The sequence below is a fragment of the Saccharomonospora iraqiensis subsp. paurometabolica YIM 90007 genome (assembly GCF_000231035.2).
GTDB classification, from domain to species: domain Bacteria; phylum Actinomycetota; class Actinomycetes; order Mycobacteriales; family Pseudonocardiaceae; genus Saccharomonospora; species Saccharomonospora paurometabolica.
Genome location: NZ_KI912228.1, coordinates 89,878 through 108,557 on the forward strand (window position 1 = coordinate 89,878; position 18,680 = coordinate 108,557).

Consider the following 18,680-nt stretch of genomic DNA (forward strand, 5'->3'; position numbering starts at 1 on the left):
CACCCCGGTCACCGCGGAGCGCACCGCCGTGGCCACGCCCCGGCGGGTGTAGGCGGCGTCGACGGGACGCGCGTCGGAGGAGCCGGTGACCGGCCGCGCCCGCAGACGGCGGACGCGGGGCCGCTTCAGCTCCGCGATCAGCAACAGCAGCCCGGCCACCAGGCAGATCACGGCGATCACCTGCACGAGCACGTCGCTCCAGGAGGTCGTCTCCGCCCAGCGCACCAGCGCCTGCCAGTCCCACAGCACCGGACCGACGCCGAATCCCGCGGCGACCACCTCGATGATCAGCAGCAGACCTCCGGCGATCAACGCGAGGCTGAGCAGCGTCGCCAGCAGCCGGTTGACGAATCTCATGGTCGACCTCCTCCGCGGTCAGCGCGTCCGGGGCGGACGCTCGGGCGAGATCAACTCGACGACCTCGACGTCGATGTCGGTGACCGTGAGGCCGGTCAGTTCCGCGACCCGGGCGCCGACCCGCTCCCGGACCCCGGTGACGACGGCGGGCACCGACGCGCCCCAGCGGACGCCGAGCACCACGTCGAGGCGCACGAGCGCGCCGTCGACCTCGGCCGAGACCTTCGGTGGCTCGGCCAGGCTGCTGCGGCGCACCCCCGGGGTGGGGGTCTGCGCGAGCGTGCGGCCGAGCATCCCGGACGCGGCCGATCCCGCGTCGGCGACCTCCGAGGCGGCCTCGGCCGCGATCCGGGCGACGACGTCGTCGTCGATGTCCACCCGGCCGAACTCGGTCCGGCCCGGGTGCGCACCGCCGATCCGTTCCGTCGGTGCGGTCGGCTCGTCCTCTCCTCCGCCCGGCCCCGCCGGCCGGGAGGCTCCGGTGGGTCCGGCCACGGCGTCGGTCATCGGCCCTGACCCCGCCCGGAGAAGTACTCGGTCAGGTCGATGTCGCCGTCCAGGACCTTGCCGACGACCAGCCCGACGATCGCCAGCAGCGCGACGATGAGCATCTGGCCGAAGTTGCCGAAGGCCAGTGCCAGGCCGAGGACGAGCCCGACGAGGAGCCCCTGGGTGGTCCGTGACATGTCTCCACCTTCACGTTCGGTTCGGATCGCCCGATCCGGCCGTATCGGGCAGGTCGACCAGATCGGCCACGACGACATCGACCCGGCGGTCACCGACCAGCGGTGCGAGTGCGCTCCGGACCTGCCTGGCGAGGGCCGGCAGGGCGACGGTCCAGTCGCCGGTCACCTGCACGGTCACCCGGTCGGGCTCGACGCGCACCCCGCCGAGGCGCCTGCCGGGCAGATACGTCGTGACCGGGCCGATGGCGGGCAGCACGTCCCCGCCCACCAGGTCGGCGACCCCCGGGCAGGACCGCACCACCTCGGCGACGCGGTCGACGTCGACCCCGTCGACCACCGGCGGCGCGCTGGTTCCGGTCACGACACCCTCGACTGCGATTCCTGGCTGTCGTCGGACGGCAGGTAGACGTCGTCCACGCTGACGTTGACCTCGGTCACCTCGAGGCCGGTCATCCGCTCGACCGACTGCTTGACGTTGCGCTGGACGCTCTTGCCGAGGTCGGCGATGGACACCCCGTACTCGACGACGATGTCCAGGTCGATGGCCGCCTGGCTCTCACCGACTTCGACGGCGACACCCTGGGACACGCTCGGCCCGGAACTGCCCGGAATCCGTTCGCGCAGCGCGCCGACCGCGCGCCCGCCGGAGGTGCCCATCGCATGGACGCCGCTGACCTCGCGGCACGAGACACCGGCGATCTTGGAGACGACGCCCTGGGCGACGCTGATCTTGCCCTGGTCGGTGGACAGCGGGTCGCCGCCGGACCCACCGCGTTCGCGACCCGAGGACGACGAGGAACCCGAGGAGCCCGAGGAACCCTGGCCAGGCTGAGACATTGCCGCACCACTCCTGTGAAAGATCTGTGCGCCCGCGGCGCGGGAGGCCCGCGAGCGTTGTGCGAGACGTTTCGTGACTGCGACATACCCCCTGCGCCGGGAGTCAACCGCGCCCCGTGTTCACGCCTTGCGGTGACGCGGGCGGCCGGCGACGGGGCCGTGGGCGGAAAACGGTCGACACGGACCGGCCGGCAGGGAACGATCACCCGGACCGGCCGGCGGGACGAAGGGGGAGAACGGGTGGCGGACGAGAGCACCGGCGGTGGGCCCGCCCTGCGGCCCCGGGAGGTGGGCACCCTGGCCACCGGACGTCTGCTGCTGCGGCCGGTGTCGGTGGCCGACGCCGACGCCGTGTACGGGTATCTGTCCCGGGCGGACGTGTGCCGGTACCTGCCGCACGAGCCGCTGACCCACGAGGAGGTCGTCCGGCGTCTCCCGGCCCACGCGGGAGGCACCCGGATCGCCGGGGACGGCGACGGGGTGCGCCTCGCGGTGGTGCCGCGGGACGGCACTGCGGAGGACGGCGCGGCGGACGGCACGGCGACCCGCACCGATCCGGTCGGGGAGGTGCACCTGCAGGTGCACTCGGCCGGGGCGGCCACACTCGAGATCGGCTGGATCTTCGCTCCGCACATCGGCGGCCGGGGCTACGCGACCGAGGCCGCCCGGGAGCTGCTGGAGTACGCCTTCACCGAGGTCGGTGCGCACCGCGTGGTGGCCCGGATGCATCCGGACAACACGGCCTCGGCCCGGCTGTGCGAGCGCCTGGGGATGCGGCACGAGGCCCTGCACCGGGCCGACATCTGGGTCACCGGAGCCTGGGAGGACACGAGCGTGTACGCGATGCTGGACCACGAATGGTCCGCCACGGCTCCGTGACCGGGGACGGTGCCGGGGCGGTGCGGCCTGGTTTCGCCGTGCCACCGCCCGGGTAACAGCGGGTGGTGTCGTGCGAACGTCGGGTCAGCGCCCGGGTGCGCGCCCGTCCGGATACCCGCCGCGGTGGGTCCGGCGGGCGCGACCGCGGCGCCGCGGGGTGAGGGCGCCGTGGGGCCGTCCGTGCGGGTCGAGGCGCGGGTCGAGGGGATCGTGCAGGGGGTCGGGTTCCGTCCCTTCGTGTACGCGCTGGCCGAGCGGTTCGGGGTGAGCGGACACGTCGGCAACGACACCGACGGGGTATTCCTGGCCGCCGAGGGGCCGCGGGAGGCGGTGACCGGGCTGCTCAAGGCGCTGGAGACGGACGCCCCCGCGCTCGCCGCGGTCGAGCGGGTCACGGTCACCGAGCACCCCGTCCGCGGCGGGGCCGGGTTCCGGATCGTGCCCAGTTCCGGGGACGGTCCCCGCCGGACCCCCGTCTCCGCCGACGCGGCCACCTGCGCGGCGTGTCTGTCCGAACTGTTCGACCCCGCCGACCGGCGCTACCGGTACCCGTTCCTGAACTGCACCGACTGCGGCCCCCGGTTCAGCATCGTGCGGGACGTCCCCTACGACCGGCCGAACACTACGATGGCCGGATTCACCCTGTGCGCCGCGTGCGCGGCCGAGTACCACGACCCGGCCGACCGGCGGTTCCACGCACAACCCGTGTGCTGTCCCGCGTGCGGACCCCGGCTGCGGCTGGTCGACGCGGCCGGGCGTCCCCTCGGCGGCGACCCGGTCCGGCACACCGCCGAGCTGCTCCGCGCCGGGGCGGTCGTCGCGGTCAAGGGGATCGGCGGATACCACCTCGCCACCGACGCCACCGACGAGAAGGCCACCGCGGCACTGCGCTCCCGCAAACACCGCGCGGACAAGCCGTTCGCGGTCATGGTGCCCACCCTGGACACCGCCCGCGCGCTGTGCCACGTCGACGACCTCGCCGAACGCCTGCTCGCCGGCAGGCAGGCCCCCGTCGTCCTGCTGGAGCGCGGCACCGACCCCCGTGGGGACCCCACCGCCGCCCCCGCCGTCGCCGAATCCGTCGCGCCCGGCAACCGGGAACTCGGCCTGATGCTGCCCTACACCCCGCTGCACCACCTGCTGCTGGACGCCGTCGCCGCACCGCTGGTGCTGACCAGCGGCAACGTCTCCGACGAACCCCTCGCGTTCACCGACGACGACGCCCTCGCGCGCCTGTCCGGCATCGCCGACGCGTTCCTCACCCACGACCGGCCCATCCACGTGCGCACCGACGACTCGGTGGTGCGGCCGTGGGCCGGCCGCGCGCTGCCGGTGCGCCGCGCGCGGGGCTACGCGCCGGAACCGATCCGGCACGAGCCGGGCTTCCCCCGGCCCGTGCTCGCCTGCGGCGCCGAGCAGAAGAACACGGTGTGCCTCGCGCACGGGCGGCGGGCGGTGTGTTCGCCGCACCTCGGCGACCTGGAGAATCACGAGACGCTGCGCGCGTTCACCGCGGCGATCGAGCATCTCGGCAGGCTGTTCGACATCACCCCGGCCGTCGTCGCCCACGACCTGCACCCGGACTACCTGTCCACGAAGTACGCGCGGGAGCGGGACGACGTCGAACCGGTCGGGGTCCAGCACCACCACGCGCACCTCGCGGCGTGCCTGGCCGACAACGGCGTCGACGGTCCGGTGCTCGGGGTCGCCTTCGACGGCACCGGGTACGGCACCGACGGCACGGTGTGGGGCGGTGAGTTCCTGCTGGCCACGCTGACCGGGTTCGAGCGACTGGCACACCTGGCCCCGGTGCCGATGCCCGGCGGGGCCGCCGCGATCCGGCACCCGTGGCGGATGGCCGCGGCGCACCTGCGCGACGTCGGCGACGACGAGCTCCGCGCGTTGCCGCTGCGCCGTCGACACGACCGGCTCTGGCCGCAGGTCCGGTCCCTGGCCGCGACACCGGGCCCGCACACCCCGGAGACCTCCAGCGCGGGCCGGTTGTTCGACGCGGTCGCGGCAGTGCTCGACGTCCGCGACACCGTCACCTACGAGGGGCAGGCCGCGATCGAGCTGGAGCAGCGCGCCGATCCGACACACCGCGGCGGCTACCCCCTCCCGACGCTCGGCCCACCGACCGCGGGCGGCGCCCGCGCGGATAGCACCGCGGGCGGAGCCCGCACCCTGGACGGAACCGCCCTCCTGCGGGCCGTGCTGGACGACCGGGCCCGCGGCGGTGACCTCGCCGTGGTCGCCGCGCGGTTCCACAACACCGTCGCGGCGCTGATCGCGGCGACGTGCGGGGAACTGGCCGGGGTGACGGGGGTGTCCACGGTGGCGCTGTCCGGCGGGGTGTTCCAGAATCGGTTGCTGCTCGACCGTACCGTGGAGGCACTCGACCGGAAGGGGTTGACCGTGCTCACCCACACCCGCGTGCCGTGCAACGACGGCGGCATCAGCCTCGGGCAGGCGGCCGTCGCCGGGGCGCTCGACCGCGCCGCCCGCCGGTCCTGAACCGGGGACGGAGCACGCCGTGCTGACCGTCGTCCTCGCGGTGGCGGCGGCGCTGGCGAACGCGCTGGCCTCCGTCCTGCAGCGCAAGGGTGCCCGCCGGGAACCGGGCGAGCAGTCGCTGTCGGTGCGCATGGTGTGGGACCTGGCGCACCAGCCGCCCTGGCTGGCGGGCGCCGGGTTCATGCTCGCCGGGTTCGCGCTCCAGGTCGCCGCGCTGAGCACCGGGCCGATCTCGATGGTGCAGCCGATCCTCGCGGCCGAACTGGGGTTCGTGCTCGTGTTGTCGAACTTCCTGCTGCACGCGCGGCTGCACCGCCGGGAGTGGACCACGGTGCTGGGCATGAACACCGGAATCGTGTTGCTGCTGGTGGGGCTGCGCCCGACCGGCGGCAGTTCCCGCGCGGTGACCGGCCCGACCTGGCTGCTCGGCTGCGTGGTCACGGTCGCCGTGCTCGTCGCGCTGGTCCTGGTGGCCCGCAGGCACCGGTACGCCGTCCGCGCGGCCTACCTCGGCGTGGCCTCCGGCATGTCGTTCGGGTTCCTCGCCGTGCTGGTGGCCGGGGTCACCGGCACGTTCTCCGGCGGTGTCGTCGCCGTGCTCGGCGCGTGGCAGACGTGGGCGGTGCCGGTGGCCGGACCCGCCGCGTTCGTCCTGCTGCAGATCACACTCCGGGCGGGCAGTCTCGTCGCCTCGCAACCGGGCCTGATCCTGGCCAACCCGGTCGTCGGCATCGGCTGGGGGATCGCCGTGTTCGGGGAGGAGGTGCGGGCCGGCGGCTGGATCGTGGCCCAGCTCGCCGGCTTCGTCCTGCTGACCTGTTGCACGTTCCTGCTGACCCGCGCACCCTCCCTGCACGGCGCGGCGGGCGCCTACGAGGAGAGCGACACCCCCGGTTCCGACACCCCCGGTTCCGACCCGCCCGATCCCGGCACCGACGACCCCGGACCCGGGCGCAGCCGGTCGAGCCACTGACCGAGGCCGGTCCCGGACAGTGCCGAGACCGGCAGCAGGGTCGCGTCCGGGTTCACCCGCCGCAGGTGCCGGGCGAAGTGGTCGGTGTCGAAGTCCAGGTACGGCACGAGGTCCAGTTTGGTCAGCACCACGACGTCGGCCGCGCGGAACATCTGGGGATACTTCAGCGGCTTGTCCTCGCCCTCGGTCGTCGAGGCGAGCACCACCCGCTCCCACTGCCCCAGGTCGAACAGCGCCGGGCACACCAGGTTGCCGACGTTCTCGACGAACACCACCGCACCCCGCGGAGGGTCCAGTTCCCGCAGGGCACGGGCGACCATGTCGGCGTCCAGGTGGCACCCGGACCCGGTGTTCACCTGCACGGTGCGGCACCCCGCCTCACGCAGCCGGTCGGCGTCCAGCGAACCCGCCTGGTCCCCTTCCACGACCGCCAGCGGCACCTCCCCGGCCAGCGCGCCGACCGTGGCCGCGAGCAGGGTCGTCTTGCCCGAGCCCGGGGCGCTCATCACGTTGACCGCCCGGATCGCCCGCTCGGCCAGCCAGTCCCGGTTGGCCGCGGCCAGGGCGTCGTTGCGGGCCAGCACGTCCCGCTCGACCTCCACCGTCTCGCGCAGACCCGGGCCGGGGTCCGGGACCGAGCCCCCGTCGGACCCGGTCGCCGGTACGGCCCCGTCACACCCGCACGTTCCGCACATCGCGTGCCACCTCCACGTCCCGTATCCGTAGTTGTTCCCCGGCGGTCACCTCGACGTCGGGGCTGCCGCACGGGCAGCGGGCGAGGAACGAGTCGAGATCCGCCTCCGCCGCGCACGCGCGGCAGCGTCCGCGGCCGGCCACCCGCTCGACGACCAGCTCCGCGCCGTCGACCGCCGTGTCCCGGGCGGCGAGGTCGAAGCAGAAGCGGAGCGCGTCCACCTCCACCCCGGACAACGCACCGATCTCCAGCCGCACGGACAGCACGCGGGCACCGCCCGTGTGGTCCACAACGGCCCCGACCACGCTCTGCGCGATCGACAACTCGTGCATCGCCGCCGCACCCCCGTTCGTTGTCCGTGTCCGGTCCTGTCCGTCCTGCCGGGCCGGGTCCGGCCCGGGTGTGCTCAGCAGATGCGCGGCAGCGGATCGCCGACGAGCAGGTCGGCGATCCGGGTGCCGCCGAAGGCCGTGTTGAGCAGCACCGTGCCCGGTGGGTCCGCCCCGATCCGGCCGATCACCCTCGCCTCCGCCCCGAGCGGGTCGGCCCGCAGCGCGGCGACGGCCGCCTCGGCGTAGGCGTCGGCGACCACCGCGACGAACCGGCCCTCGCAGGCCACGTACAGCGGGTCGATGCCGAGCAGTTCGCAGGCGCCGCGCACCTCGTCGCGCACCGGGACCGCACCCTCGTCCAGCACGACCGACACGTCGGCCGCGCGGGCGACCTCGTTGAGCACCGTGGCCACCCCGCCCCGCGTCGCGTCCCGCATCGCCCGCACACCGGGCACCTCCAGCAGCCGGGCACACAGCCCGTGCACCGGCGCGGTGTCGGAGGTCAGCCGGTCGGGCTCGATGTCCAGTTCGCCGCGGGCCAGCAGCACCGTGATGCCGTGGTCGCCGACCGGCCCGGAGACGAGCACCGCGTCGCCGGGGCGCGCGGTGTGGATGCCGAGAGCACGGTCGGGCGGGAGGAAACCGACGCCGGTGGTGTTGATGTAGCAGCCGTCGCCGCTGCCCTTGCCGACCACCTTGGTGTCCCCGGTGACGAGCTGCACGTTCGCCGCCCGGGCGGCCCGGGTCATCGACTCGACGATCCGGCGCAGGTCCGCGACCGGGAATCCCTCCTCCAGGATGAACCCGCAGGAGAGGTAGCCCGGGGTGGCGCCGGAGACGGCGAGGTCGTTGACCGTGCCGTTCACCGCGAGGTCGCCGATGTCGCCGCCGGGGAAGAACAGCGGCGACACCACGAACGAGTCCGTCGTCATCGCCAGCCGGGTGCCGCCGAGCACCACGTCGGCGGCGTCGCCGAGCGGTTCCAGCATGGCGTTGCGGAAGGAGTCCAGGAAAACCGCCTCGACCAGCGTCTGGCTCGCCTTGCCGCCGGCGCCGTGCGCGGCGGTGATCCGTTCCTCCCGCATCTTCGGCCTGCGCCTGCGGGCCTTGTCGATGCGGTCCAGTACCTCGTCCTCGGTCCTCATCCCCGGCCCCCCGTGGTCGCCGTGGTCGTGCTCGCCGTGGTCGTGGTCGGCGTCGTGGCCGGCGGTGCCGTGGCACCCCGGATGCGCTCCCGGGTGAACCGGCCGAAGTTGTAGTAGGCCGCGCAGGCGCCCTCCGGCGAGACCATGCAGGTGCCGATCGGCGTCTCCGGGGTGCAGGCGGTGCCGAACACCTTGCACTCCCACGGCTTCAGCACGCCCTTGAGCACCTCGCCGCACTGGCACGCCTTCGGGTCGGCCACCCGCACGCCGGGCAGGTCGAAGATCCGCTCGGCGTCGAACCGGGCGTATTCGTCCCGCAACCGCATCGCCGAGTGCGAGATGAAGCCCAGCCCGCGCCACTCGAAGTACGGCCGCAGCCGCATCGTGCGGTTGATCGCCTCCAGGGCCACCGGGTTGCCCTGCCACGGCACGACCCGGGAGTACTGGTTCTCCACCGCGCAGCGGCCCTCGGCGAGCTGGAGCATCAGCTGGTGCACCGACTGCAGCAGGTCCAGCGGTTCGAACCCGGCGACCACGAGCGGCTTGCCGTACTCGGCGGGGATGAACTCGTACGGTCGGCAGCCGATCACCGTGGAGACGTGCCCCGGCCCGAGAAAGCCGTCCAGCCGCAGGTCGGGGGAGTCCAGGATCGCCTTGATGCCGGGGACGATGGTGACGTGGTTGCAGAACACGGAGAAGTTGTCCAGGCCCTCCTCCTCGGCGCGCAGCAGGGTCATCGCCGTCGACGGGGCCGTGGTCTCGAACCCGATCGCCATGAACACCACGTGCTTGTCCGGGTTCTGCCGCGCGATCTTCAGCGAGTCGAGCGGCGAGTACACCATGCGGATGTCGGTGCCCTCGGCGTTCGAGTCGAAGAAGGTGTTGTCGCTGCCCGGAACCCGCATCATGTCGCCGAACGAGGTCATGATGACGTCCGGGCGGGAGGCGATGTGGATGGCGTCGTCGACCCGGCCCATCGGGATGACGCACACCGGGCAGCCCGGTCCGTGCACCAGCGACACCTGCTCGGGCAGGTGGTCGGCGATGCCGTGCTTGTAGATCGTGTGCGTGTGCCCGCCGCACACCTCCATGAACTGGTATTCGCGGCCCGGTTCGCACAGTTCGGCGATCCGGGCGCCCAGCGCCCGCGCGGTGTCCGCGTCGCGGTACTCATCGACAAATCGCATCCTCGCCGCCCTCACTCGATCATCGATTGACTCAGTGCGTCGATCTCGTCGGTGTAGGCCTGCCCGAGCTCTTCGAGATAGCGCGACACCGCCGCGGCCTCCTCCTCGTCGATTTTGGACAGTGCGAAACCGACGTGGATGAGAACCCAGTCGCCCGGGCGGGGTGGGTCGGCCTCCAGCAGCCCCACGTTGATCGCCCGGCGCACACCGCTGACGTTGACCCGCGCCAGGTCGGGACGGTCCGGGAGGATCTCGACGATCTCACCCGGAATGCCGAGACACATCGGCACCACCTCTCTCCACGGCGATGTCGACGAGTTCGACCACCCGCCACACCGCGTCCTCCACTGCCGCTTCCACGGGCTCGGAGAGCCCGATCCCCTCCGTCACGTCCTGCGGCTCGCAGCCCACGACGAGCACCCGGCCCGGGGTGCCGCCCAACGTCCGCAGCAGTGCCAGCACCGAGGCCGGGTCCATGCCGTGCGCGTCCGGGACGGTGGCGACGTCCGGTCCGGGCCCGGACCCGTCGCCGGCCGCGGTCGCGTCGAGCACGGACAGCGTCCCGGGAATGCCGTCCCGGCCGAGCGCGTCGACGAAGATCGTGGTGTGGTAGTCGCCGTCGAGCAGGTCGTAGGCCAGGTGCATCCCGGCGATGCCGTAGTCGCCCACGTCGACCTCCGGCGGCAGGTCCTCCCGGGGCAGCCGGGAGACCACCTCCACGCCGAACCCGTCGTCCCCGAGGAAGACGTTCCCGATCCCGGCGACCAGCACCCGCCCCGTCACGGCACCGCCCCGTTCCCGGCGTGCCCCGCGCCGTCGCCGCCGGACGTGCGCCCGTCCGCGGTGTCGTCCGTGGTGGCGTCCGCGGCCGGTTCGACCTCGTCGGTGGTGAAGTACCGGAACCGGCCCTGGGCCAGCTGCCACTCCTCGGCGGGGTCACCGTCCACCGTGACCGCGAGGAACAGCGTGCCGTCCACGTCCTCCAGCACGTCGCGCACGGTGGCGCCGCACCCGGCGACGAACATGTCCTGCGCGTCCCCGCCGGAGCGGGGGCGGAGCACGACCCGGCTGCCGGTGCCGATCTCCCGACCGCCGACGTGCACCACCCGGACCCGGCCGTGCATGGCCTCCCGCGGCTGTTCCGGCAGGTCCTCGACCCGGTCGAGGATGCGCCGGGCACGCTCGTCGGTGGCGCGGGCCTCGCGCTTCTCCCCGTCGGTCAGCGTCATCGTCCGCAGCGTGAGCATCTCGTCGATCTCGCAGGCGTCGAAGAAGTCGCCCTGACTCGCCGGGTCCACCTTGGGGTGGTCGTAGAGGATGATCGCCGAGGACAGCATCGTGTCCTCCCGCCCGGGGCCGCCGACCAGCACCGGCCAGGTGTGTTCGTTGACGCAGGCGGCCGCGTGCGACGCGGCCCAGGCGGGCGGGTCGAGCTGGGAGAGAAGACGTCCACCCTGGACCGACAGCACGGTGTGCGCCGCGATCAGCGAGTGCCGCACCGCCTCGTCCCGGGTGGCCGAGGAACAGTCCACGTCGGTGGTGTTGGCCACGGTCACGTGCACCCGCACCAGGCCGGGGAGGCGTTCGGCGCGGCACCGCAGTTCGGCCGTCAACGGCTGCGTGCGGCGCACCACCCGGCCGCCGTCCACGCTCGTGATCCACTCTCCGCCGCGGACGACGACCGGTTCGACGTACTCGCCGGACTCCGGCAGTTCGGCCATCGGCAGCAGCACCTCGTGCTCGCGCTCCACCGCCTCGTCCCACGGCAGGATCTCGTCCTCCCCGACGACGAGCGCGTCCACCTCCCGGTGGCCGTCCGGCGTGTCCGCGCCGGGGTCGGTGGGCACCTCCACGGTGCGCCGCTGCGACTGGAGGAACCGCACGCACACCCGCAGGGTGGACACCGGGTCGACCTCGGCCAGGCACTCGGTGCGGCAGAACGAGTGCTCCCCGGTGCCGGTGGCCGCGTACGACGGCGGCACCAGGACGCCGAACTGCCAGCGGGCCCGGTTCTTCGTGGCACTGGCCCGGTACGGGTAGAGCAGGTAGCCCTCGTAGAGCACGGCGTCGGCGACCGCGCGCACGGTCGCCTCGACGCCGGAGAACGGTCCGTCGGTCGTCCGCGCGTCCCTCGCGTTCCCGCTCATCGCCGTCCCTCCGCCGCCAGGTCGGCGAGGACGTGGTAAATCGTGGTCTGGGCCTCCTGGATGCGGTGCACCGAACTGGACGGCACCACGAACAGGTGGTCGACGCCTGCCTGTTCGGCCATCCGGCCGCCGCTGTCGCCGGTGATGCCGACCGTGAGCATGCCGACGCGCCGTGCCTGGTCGAACGCCGACAACAGGTTCGCCGAGTTGCCGCTGGTGGACAGGCCCACGGCGATGTCGTCGGCGCGGCCGAACGCGGCGAGCTGACGGGAGAACACGACGTCGAAGCCGACATCGTTGGACAGCGCGGTCACCACCGCCGTCTCCGCGGTCAGCGCGAACGCGGGCAGCGGGGGCGTGCCCCGCGGCGGGTTCATGAACTGCGTGGCGAGGTCCTGGGCGTCGGTCGAGCTGCCGCCGTTGCCGAAGGAGAACAGCCTGCCCCCGCGCGCGAACCGGGCGGCCATCGCCGCCCCGGCCTCGGCCAGTTCCCGCCGCTGTTCCCGGTGGACCCGTCCGCGCAGCTCCATGATCTCGCGCGCCTTGGCCACCGTGGAGGCACGCACCTCGTCCAGGACGGCGTCCACGTCGGCGCCGTCCCGGTCGGCGTAGAGGAACGGGTAGAGCTCGCTCATCGCGTCGGTCATCGCGGCACCCCGATCGCCTCGCCCGCGTGCACCAGCAGCTCGGCACCGGGCACGACCGATTCGGCGGGCACCAGCGCGACGCTGATCTCCTCCTCACCGGCGCCGGTGTCCACCCGCGCCATGCCGCGGTCCAGCACCCGTACGACGCGCACGGTGACGGCGGCGTCGGAACAGGTCACGCAGTGCCCGTCGGATGCGCAGTGTTCGTCGGCCATGCGGTCGTCGTCCGCGCGGTGCCCGTCGGCCGCGCGGTGCGCGGCGGGGTCGTCGTCGGCTCCGGTGCCCGGTGGCCGGACCTGCTCCGCGCTCACCGTGCGGCCTCCGGGGTGAGCACGCCCGGGTGCTCGAAGAAGACGTGCACCAGCTCCCACAGGACGTGATACATCGTCACGTGCACCTCCTTGATCACGCGGGGGTCGTCCGACGTGGCGCGCAGCAGGTGGTCCACGGCCGGGCTCGCGGCGAGGGCCCCGCCGTCGCCGCCCACGAGCGCGACCGTGAGCAGCCCAGCCTCGTGTGCCTGTTCCAGTCCGCGCAGCACGTTGGCGCACCCGCCGTCGACGGACAGGCCGAGCGCGATGTCGTCGCCCACGGCCAGGTACCGCAGCTGGTGGGCGAACACCTCGGCGAAGCCCTCCCGCGCCGCGATCCCGGTGAGCGTGGCGACGTCGGCGGTCAGCGAGATGGCGGGCAGCGCGCGCTTGCCCACGATCACGGGGTGGACGAACTCCACGGAGAGATGCTGTGCGTCGGTCGACTCCCCGCCGTTGCCGAACACGATCAGCTTGCCGCCGGTGTGGAAGCGCGCGGCCATGGCGTGACAGGCCCGCGCCACCGGCCCGGCCTCGGCCAGCAGCGCCTCCAACGGCGCCCGCCTGGCCCCGAACGCGTCGTCGACGCGCTGTTCGAAGTACTGACGTTGCTGCACTGGCCGTCCCGTTTCCTGCTCGTCGAAAGATCCGGAAAATGATCGGGAATCGATCGGTGTCGACGACGTGTTGTCGCGATCACCTCACGCTACGACGTTCCGGCCGCCGGGCACAAATTGGCGAAAATGGCGTCCGACGCGGTCGCGGAAATAGGAAAACCGGGTTGAATACCCTGCCGGGGAGCGGTCCAAACAACGGTGCTCCGAGCGTGTACGCAGGACTGCGTCCGGCCGCACAGGGTTGCATGCTGTGTCCCATGAGCACAGAGGCGACCGGAACCGGAGTCGACGAGATCCACATTCTGTGGACGTCGGAAGGAATGAGTTGCGACGGCGACACGGTGTCGGTCACCGCGGCGTCGCTGCCCAGCATCGAGGACGTGGTGCTGCGGGCCGTGCCCGGCATCCCCAAGGTGCACCTGCACAACAAGGTGCTCGCCTACGAGACCGGGGACGACTTCCTCGCGCCGTTCCGCGCGGCGGCGCAGGGCGAGCTCGACGCGCCGTTCGTCTTCGTCGTCGAGGGGTCGATCCCGAACGAGAACATCCACGACGGGGACGGTTTCTGGACGGCCATGGGAAACGACCCCGAGACCGGGAAACCGAAGACCCTCAACAAGTGGATCGACGAACTCGCCCCGAAAGCGTGGGCGGTCGTCGCCATCGGGACGTGCGCGACCTACGGCGGAATTCACGCGATGGCGGGAAACCCGACGGGGTGCATGGGGCTCGTCGACTATCTCGGTGACGATTTCCGGTCCGCCGGGGGACTCCCGGTGATCAATGTCCCCGGGTGTCCGGTGCAGCCGGACAACTTCATGGAGACGCTGCTCTGGGTGCTGCACCAGGCGGCGGGGCTGGCCCCGACGATCCCGCTGGACGAGCAACTGCGGCCGACGTGGCTGTTCGGCAAGACGGTCCACGAGGGGTGCGACCGCGCCGGCTACTACGAGCAGGCCGACTTCGCCTACGACTACAACTCCCCGAAGTGCCAGGTCAAGATCGGCTGCTGGGGCCCGGTGGTCAACTGCAACGTGACCAAGCGCGGCTGGATGGACGGCGTCGGCGGCTGCCCCAACGTCGGCGGCATCTGCATCGGCTGCACCATGCCCGGGTTCCCGGACAAGTTCATGCCGTTCATGGACGAACCACCGGGCGGGTCGTTCTCGTCGGCGCTGTTGTCGGTCTACGGGCCGTTCGTGCGCCGGATGCGGAGCATCACCAACCGCAGCGCGAACACCGAACCGAAGTGGCGCCACCCCGGCCCGAAGCTCACCAGCGGGTACCAGCCCCGCTACCCCGAATCCGTCTGATTCCCGACACCACCACGCAGGAGCGACACACGATGGCACAGACCCAGTCCGAGGTCAGCGCCGCCACCCAGCGGGAGCTGGTCGAGGTCAACTTCGACCCGATCACCCGCATCATCGGCAACCTCGGCATATACACCAAGGTCGACTTCGCGAACAACGAGGTCGCCGAGTGCAAGAGCACCTCGTCGCTGTTCCGCGGCTACAGCGTGTTCATGAAGGGCAAGGACCCGCGCGACTCGCACTTCATCACCAGCCGCATCTGCGGCATCTGCGGCGACAACCACGCGGTGTGCTCGATCTACGCCCAGAACATGGCCTACGGCGTGAAGCCGCCCCCGTTGGCCGACTGGATCATCAACCTCGGCGAGGCCGCCGAGTTCATGTTCGATCACACGATCTTCCAGGACAACATGGTCTTCGTCGACTTCTGCGAGCGCATGGTCGCCGAGACGAACCCGGGCCTGCTCAAGCGTGCCGAGACCACCGACGCACCGCGCGGCGACCTGCACGGGCACCGCACGATCGCCGATATCATGCGGGCGTTCAACCCGTTCGAGGGCGAGGTCTACAAGAAGGCGCTGGAGGTCTCCCGCATCACGCGGGAGATGTGCTGCCTGATGGAGGGCAGGCACGTCCACCCGTCCACGCTCTACCCCGGCGGCGTCGGCACGGTGGCCACCCCGCAGGTGTTCACCGACTATCTCTCCCGGCTGATGCGCTGCCTGGACTTCATCAAGCAGGCCGTGGCGATGAACGACGACGTGTTCGACTTCTTCTACGACGCCCTGCCCGGCTACGAGGAGGTCGGCAGGCGCCGGATCCTGCTCGGCTGCTGGGGGTGCTTCCAGGATCCGTACAGCGTGGACTACCGCTACGAGAACATGGGCTCCTGGGGCAAGGACATGTTCGTCAGCCCGGGCATCGTCGTCGACGGCGAGCTGCTGACCAACAACCTGGTCGACATCAACCTCGGCATGCGCATCCTGCTCGGCAGCTCCTACTACGACGACTGGACGAACGAGCAGACGTTCGTCGACCGCGACCCGCTGGGCAACCCGGTGGACAAGCGGCACCCGTGGAACCAGACCACCCTGCCCGCACCGCAGGGCCGCGACCTGGAGAACGGCAACTACAGCTGGGTGATGAGCCCCCGCTGGTTCGACCCGGGCAGTCAGGAGCACCTCGCGCTGGACACCGGCGGCGGCCCGCTGGCCCGGCTGTGGGCGACCGCGCTGAACGGGCTGGTCGACACCCCGTACGTCAAGGCCACCGGCGGTGCGGTGCGCATCGACCTGCCCGCCACCCCGCAGACCAAGGAGATGCGGTTCGAGTGGCGTCCGCCGAAGTACGCCAACACCCTCGAACGCGACCGGGCACGGATGTACTTCGTCGCCTACGCCGCGGGTATGGCGCTGCACTTCGTCGAGAAGGCCCTGGCGGAGGTGCGCTCCGGCAACACGAAGGTGTTCACCGACTTCGAGGTGCCGGACGAGGCCGTCGGCGTCGGGTTCCACGAGGCCGTGCGCGGGGTGCTGTCGCACCACCTCGTGGTGCGCGACGGCAAGATCGCGAACTACCACCCGTACCCGCCGACACCGTGGAACGCCAGCCCCCGGGACAGCTACGGCACCCCCGGCCCGTACGAGGACGCCGTGCAGGGCCAGCCGATCTTCGAGGAGAACGGTCGGGAGGACTTCAAGGGCATCGACATCATGCGCACGGTGCGCAGCTTCGACCCGTGCCTGCCGTGCGGGGTGCACATGTACCTCGGCGAGGGCAAGACCCTCGACAAGATCGCCTCGCCGACGTTCGGCGCGGCCCACCCGGGACAGTGAGCGGTCCGATGTGGGACGAGGACGAACTCGCCGAGCGCCTGTCGACGCTCGAGGAACTGCTGGCCGGTCTCGCCGACCGCGCCGATGAGGCCGCCGGCGCCACCGTGCAGACCCTGGCCGACGTGTACGGCGAGGCGCTCGAACGGATCGTGCGGGCCGCCGACGACACCGTCGTCGCCGCGCTGGCGGACGACCCGCTGGTGGGGCACCTGCTGCTGGCGCACGACCTGCACCCGCACGACCCCGGGACCCGGATCCGGGCGGTGCTCGCCGACGCCGCACCGGACATCCGGGCGGAGCTGGACGGGCTGGCCGACGGGGTCGCCTCGGTGACCGTGACGGACGGCTCCGACGAGGCCGCGGGCACGGTCACCGACCTCGTGCGGGCGGTCGCGCCCGAGGTCACCGAGGTGCGCATCGATCACCGGTCCGAGCCCGCGTTCGTCCCGCTGACCGCGGTCCGGGCCCGGTGAGCCCGGTGACCGGGGTACGCACCGCGGGAGGCCGGAACCGGCCCGGTACCGGGTTACGCGGACTGGCGCGGCACGAGCTGTTCGGCCGGGCCGCGGCGTCGTGGGCGCACACGCGGTCCACCGGCCCGGCAGGGGCGCCGGGCGGGGCGGCCGACGCCGCCGAACACCACTGCGACCTGTGCAGTGAACCGCTGCCGGAGGAGCACCCGCACCTGCTGGAGGTGACCGGGCAGCGGATCTCGTGCGCGTGCCGTGCGTGCGGGCTGCTGTTCGACCGGAAGGAGGCGGCCGGCGGGCGCTACCGGACGGTCCCGCACCTGCGCAGACCCCTGCCGGAGCTGCGGATGGACGACGTGGTGTGGGCCGGTCTCGGTGTCCCGGTCCGGCTGGCGTTCTTCGTCCGGCACGAGCCCACCGGCGACCGGGCGGAGCCGTTCGTGACCGCGCACTACCCGAGTCCGCTCGGCGTCGTCGGCGCGACCGTGGACGAACCGGCGTGGCGGCGGGTCGAGGAGGCCAACCCGGACCTGGCGGAGCTGTTGGACACCGAGGTGGTGGCGCTGCTGACGCACCGGGGCCGGGACGAACACTGGCTCGTCGGGGTGGACGACTGTTACCGGCTCACCGCACGGGTACGACACCAGTGGAGCGGAATGACAGGAGGTGACGAGGTATGGCAGGGAATCGAGGAGTTCTTCACCGGTTTACGGGCCGGCGCCCGGCGCGGATCCGGGTCGGCAGGCCGGACGTGAGCACCGACCTCCCCTCGCACACCCGGGGTGTGCGGGAAGGCAACAGCACCGGGCACTACGAGAAGCAACCGGGGCACCTGCCGGACGGGACCTCGACCGCGGCGCGGTCCACCGGGATCCGTCCCGCGACGAAGGACCCGATCCTGCCCGGTATGCCGAACCTCTCGCCACCGTGAGCGCGGGGACGGGTGTGGCGCCGTCGTTCACCTGGCGCGTCGCCGGGGTGACGGCGGAACCGATGGCGACGGTGCCCACGCTGCGGTTGTCGGTGGAGATCGGCACGGCGCCGGGGGCGGACGGGCCCGTGCGGGTGCACTGCCTCGTGTTGTCGGTGTCCGTGCGCATCGCCGCCGCGCTGCGCGACTACGACCCGGACACCCGCGGGCGGCTGCGTGCCGTGTTCGGTACGGACGGACAGTGGGCCGACAGCCTCGGCGACCTGGTGTGGGCCCGGCCGACGGTGGTGGTGCCCGGCTTCGCCGGCGGCACCACCGTGGACGTCCCGGTGCCCTGCGGTCAGGATCTCGACCTGGCGTCGGCGAGCTACCTGCACGCGGTCCTGGACGGGGACGTGCCGCTGCGGCTGCTGTTCGGCGGGACGGTCTTCCACGCCCGCGACGGGCGGCTGGCCACCGCGCAGTTGCCCGCGGACAGCGAGGCGCACCACCGGATGCCCGCCGCACGGTGGCACGAGTTGCGCGAGCGGTACTTCGGCGGACACCGCTGGCTGCGGCTCGACCGGGAGACCCACGACCGGCTGCACGACTACCGCGTGCGCCAGGCGTGCCCCTCGCCGCAGGCCGCGATCGAGGAACTGCTGACCAAGTACGGCACGTGAGGACCGAGACGGGAGAACGGTGATGGGCAGCAAGCAACGACAGCGCGTGACGGTGGAGCGGCCCGTGGGCCCGCGGACGACCCGGGAGCGATCCGGTTCACCCGCGGGCCGGGTGGCCCGCCGCGTCGCGGCGGGCGCGCTCG

The 18,680-nt window shown here is 72.4% G+C and carries 24 protein-coding genes; 9 read left to right on the forward strand and 15 right to left on the reverse strand.

Annotated elements, in window-relative coordinates; all coding sequences use genetic code 11:
- From SACPADRAFT_RS33840 to SACPADRAFT_RS0210130, 5 genes are all read right to left on the reverse strand, one after another.
- On the reverse strand, nucleotides 1-357 hold a 357-nt coding region (locus SACPADRAFT_RS33840), incomplete at its 3' end, for a hypothetical protein (protein WP_007024174.1).
- Between the two features lie 18 nt (nucleotides 358-375).
- Nucleotides 376-864, reverse strand: a complete 489-nt coding sequence (locus tag SACPADRAFT_RS0210115) for an Asp23/Gls24 family envelope stress response protein (RefSeq protein ID WP_007024173.1) — start codon at nucleotides 862-864, stop codon at nucleotides 376-378.
- Nucleotides 861-1,043, reverse strand: a complete 183-nt coding sequence (locus SACPADRAFT_RS0210120) for a DUF2273 domain-containing protein (RefSeq protein WP_007024172.1) — start codon at nucleotides 1,041-1,043, stop codon at nucleotides 861-863. Before SACPADRAFT_RS0210120 ends, SACPADRAFT_RS0210115 begins: the two co-directional genes overlap by 4 nt.
- 10 nt (nucleotides 1,044-1,053) lie before the next feature.
- The gene (locus SACPADRAFT_RS0210125; protein WP_007024171.1) at nucleotides 1,054-1,404 is read right to left on the reverse strand and encodes a hypothetical protein; all 351 of its coding nucleotides are present in this window, start codon (nucleotides 1,402-1,404) and stop codon (nucleotides 1,054-1,056) included.
- Nucleotides 1,401-1,880: an Asp23/Gls24 family envelope stress response protein gene (locus SACPADRAFT_RS0210130; protein WP_007024170.1), complete on the reverse strand. Its 480-nt coding sequence runs from the start codon at nucleotides 1,878-1,880 to the stop codon at nucleotides 1,401-1,403. Before SACPADRAFT_RS0210130 ends, SACPADRAFT_RS0210125 begins: the two co-directional genes overlap by 4 nt.
- Nucleotides 1,881-2,120: 240 nt before the next feature.
- Here SACPADRAFT_RS0210130 and SACPADRAFT_RS0210135 point away from each other — a divergent pair, with 240 nt between their 5' ends.
- From SACPADRAFT_RS0210135 to SACPADRAFT_RS26770, 3 genes are all read left to right on the forward strand, one after another.
- Nucleotides 2,121-2,759 (forward strand): GNAT family N-acetyltransferase, encoded by a 639-nt coding sequence (locus SACPADRAFT_RS0210135; protein WP_040924184.1) that lies wholly within the window; start codon nucleotides 2,121-2,123, stop codon nucleotides 2,757-2,759.
- A gap of 168 nt (nucleotides 2,760-2,927) precedes the next feature.
- On the forward strand, nucleotides 2,928-5,273 hold the full coding sequence (gene hypF, locus SACPADRAFT_RS0210140; RefSeq protein WP_007024168.1) for a carbamoyltransferase HypF: 2,346 nt from the start codon (nucleotides 2,928-2,930) through the stop codon (nucleotides 5,271-5,273).
- Between the two features lie 19 nt (nucleotides 5,274-5,292).
- Nucleotides 5,293-6,246: a DMT family transporter gene (locus SACPADRAFT_RS26770; RefSeq protein WP_007024167.1), complete on the forward strand. Its 954-nt coding sequence runs from the start codon at nucleotides 5,293-5,295 to the stop codon at nucleotides 6,244-6,246.
- Here the strand turns inward: SACPADRAFT_RS26770 and hypB are convergent.
- The 10 genes from hypB to SACPADRAFT_RS0210195 form a co-directional block, all read right to left on the reverse strand.
- Complete coding sequence (gene hypB / locus SACPADRAFT_RS0210150) at nucleotides 6,144-6,941, reverse strand: hydrogenase nickel incorporation protein HypB (RefSeq protein WP_007024166.1); 798 nt, start codon at nucleotides 6,939-6,941, stop codon at nucleotides 6,144-6,146. The genes SACPADRAFT_RS26770 and hypB overlap by 103 nt on opposite strands.
- On the reverse strand, nucleotides 6,919-7,272 hold the full coding sequence (locus tag SACPADRAFT_RS0210155) for a hydrogenase maturation nickel metallochaperone HypA/HybF (RefSeq protein ID WP_007024165.1): 354 nt from the start codon (nucleotides 7,270-7,272) through the stop codon (nucleotides 6,919-6,921). Before SACPADRAFT_RS0210155 ends, hypB begins: the two co-directional genes overlap by 23 nt.
- Nucleotides 7,273-7,346: 74 nt before the next feature.
- Entirely contained in the window at nucleotides 7,347-8,417 is a 1,071-nt protein-coding gene (hypE, locus tag SACPADRAFT_RS0210160) for a hydrogenase expression/formation protein HypE (RefSeq protein WP_007024164.1), read from the reverse strand.
- A complete protein-coding gene (gene hypD, locus SACPADRAFT_RS0210165) occupies nucleotides 8,414-9,604 on the reverse strand; it encodes a hydrogenase formation protein HypD (RefSeq protein ID WP_007024163.1) in 1,191 nt (396 codons plus the stop codon). Before hypD ends, hypE begins: the two co-directional genes overlap by 4 nt.
- An 11-nt stretch (nucleotides 9,605-9,615) precedes the next feature.
- Complete coding sequence (locus tag SACPADRAFT_RS0210170; protein ID WP_007024162.1) at nucleotides 9,616-9,888, reverse strand: HypC/HybG/HupF family hydrogenase formation chaperone; 273 nt, start codon at nucleotides 9,886-9,888, stop codon at nucleotides 9,616-9,618.
- Nucleotides 9,866-10,387 carry a hydrogenase maturation protease gene (locus tag SACPADRAFT_RS0210175; protein WP_007024161.1) on the reverse strand — a complete coding sequence of 174 codons (522 nt, stop codon included), beginning with the start codon at nucleotides 10,385-10,387 and terminating at the stop codon, nucleotides 9,866-9,868. Before SACPADRAFT_RS0210175 ends, SACPADRAFT_RS0210170 begins: the two co-directional genes overlap by 23 nt.
- Nucleotides 10,384-11,751, reverse strand: coding sequence for a hypothetical protein (locus tag SACPADRAFT_RS0210180; RefSeq protein WP_007024160.1), 1,368 nt, complete (start codon nucleotides 11,749-11,751; stop codon nucleotides 10,384-10,386). Before SACPADRAFT_RS0210180 ends, SACPADRAFT_RS0210175 begins: the two co-directional genes overlap by 4 nt.
- The gene (locus SACPADRAFT_RS0210185) at nucleotides 11,748-12,398 is read right to left on the reverse strand and encodes a D-sedoheptulose-7-phosphate isomerase (RefSeq protein ID WP_007024159.1); all 651 of its coding nucleotides are present in this window, start codon (nucleotides 12,396-12,398) and stop codon (nucleotides 11,748-11,750) included. The genes SACPADRAFT_RS0210180 and SACPADRAFT_RS0210185 overlap by 4 nt, the downstream gene beginning before the upstream one ends.
- The gene (locus SACPADRAFT_RS0210190) at nucleotides 12,395-12,709 is read right to left on the reverse strand and encodes a HypC/HybG/HupF family hydrogenase formation chaperone (RefSeq protein ID WP_007024158.1); all 315 of its coding nucleotides are present in this window, start codon (nucleotides 12,707-12,709) and stop codon (nucleotides 12,395-12,397) included. The genes SACPADRAFT_RS0210185 and SACPADRAFT_RS0210190 overlap by 4 nt, the downstream gene beginning before the upstream one ends.
- Entirely contained in the window at nucleotides 12,706-13,326 is a 621-nt protein-coding gene (locus tag SACPADRAFT_RS0210195; protein ID WP_007024157.1) for a D-sedoheptulose-7-phosphate isomerase, read from the reverse strand. Before SACPADRAFT_RS0210195 ends, SACPADRAFT_RS0210190 begins: the two co-directional genes overlap by 4 nt.
- A 257-nt stretch (nucleotides 13,327-13,583) precedes the next feature.
- Between SACPADRAFT_RS0210195 and SACPADRAFT_RS0210200 the strand changes: the two genes are divergently transcribed.
- Genes SACPADRAFT_RS0210200 through SACPADRAFT_RS0210225 form a run of 6 tightly spaced genes read left to right on the forward strand, consistent with a single transcriptional unit; the run spans nucleotide 13,584 to nucleotide 18,537 of the window.
- Complete coding sequence (locus SACPADRAFT_RS0210200; protein WP_028662375.1) at nucleotides 13,584-14,639, forward strand: NADH-quinone oxidoreductase subunit B family protein; 1,056 nt, start codon at nucleotides 13,584-13,586, stop codon at nucleotides 14,637-14,639.
- A gap of 32 nt (nucleotides 14,640-14,671) precedes the next feature.
- Nucleotides 14,672-16,474 (forward strand): nickel-dependent hydrogenase large subunit, encoded by a 1,803-nt coding sequence (locus SACPADRAFT_RS0210205; RefSeq protein ID WP_007024155.1) that lies wholly within the window; start codon nucleotides 14,672-14,674, stop codon nucleotides 16,472-16,474.
- A gap of 8 nt (nucleotides 16,475-16,482) precedes the next feature.
- Entirely contained in the window at nucleotides 16,483-16,947 is a 465-nt protein-coding gene (locus SACPADRAFT_RS0210210) for a hypothetical protein (protein ID WP_007024154.1), read from the forward strand.
- Nucleotides 16,948-16,952: 5 nt separating this feature from the next.
- Entirely contained in the window at nucleotides 16,953-17,699 is a 747-nt protein-coding gene (locus tag SACPADRAFT_RS26775; RefSeq protein ID WP_051442431.1) for a DUF5947 family protein, read from the forward strand.
- Nucleotides 17,696-17,875 carry a hypothetical protein gene (locus tag SACPADRAFT_RS26780; protein ID WP_007024152.1) on the forward strand — a complete coding sequence of 60 codons (180 nt, stop codon included), beginning with the start codon at nucleotides 17,696-17,698 and terminating at the stop codon, nucleotides 17,873-17,875. The genes SACPADRAFT_RS26775 and SACPADRAFT_RS26780 overlap by 4 nt, the downstream gene beginning before the upstream one ends.
- On the forward strand, nucleotides 17,872-18,537 hold the full coding sequence (locus SACPADRAFT_RS0210225; protein WP_007024151.1) for a DUF6084 family protein: 666 nt from the start codon (nucleotides 17,872-17,874) through the stop codon (nucleotides 18,535-18,537). Before SACPADRAFT_RS26780 ends, SACPADRAFT_RS0210225 begins: the two co-directional genes overlap by 4 nt.
- Nucleotides 18,538-18,680: the final 143 nt, after the last annotated feature.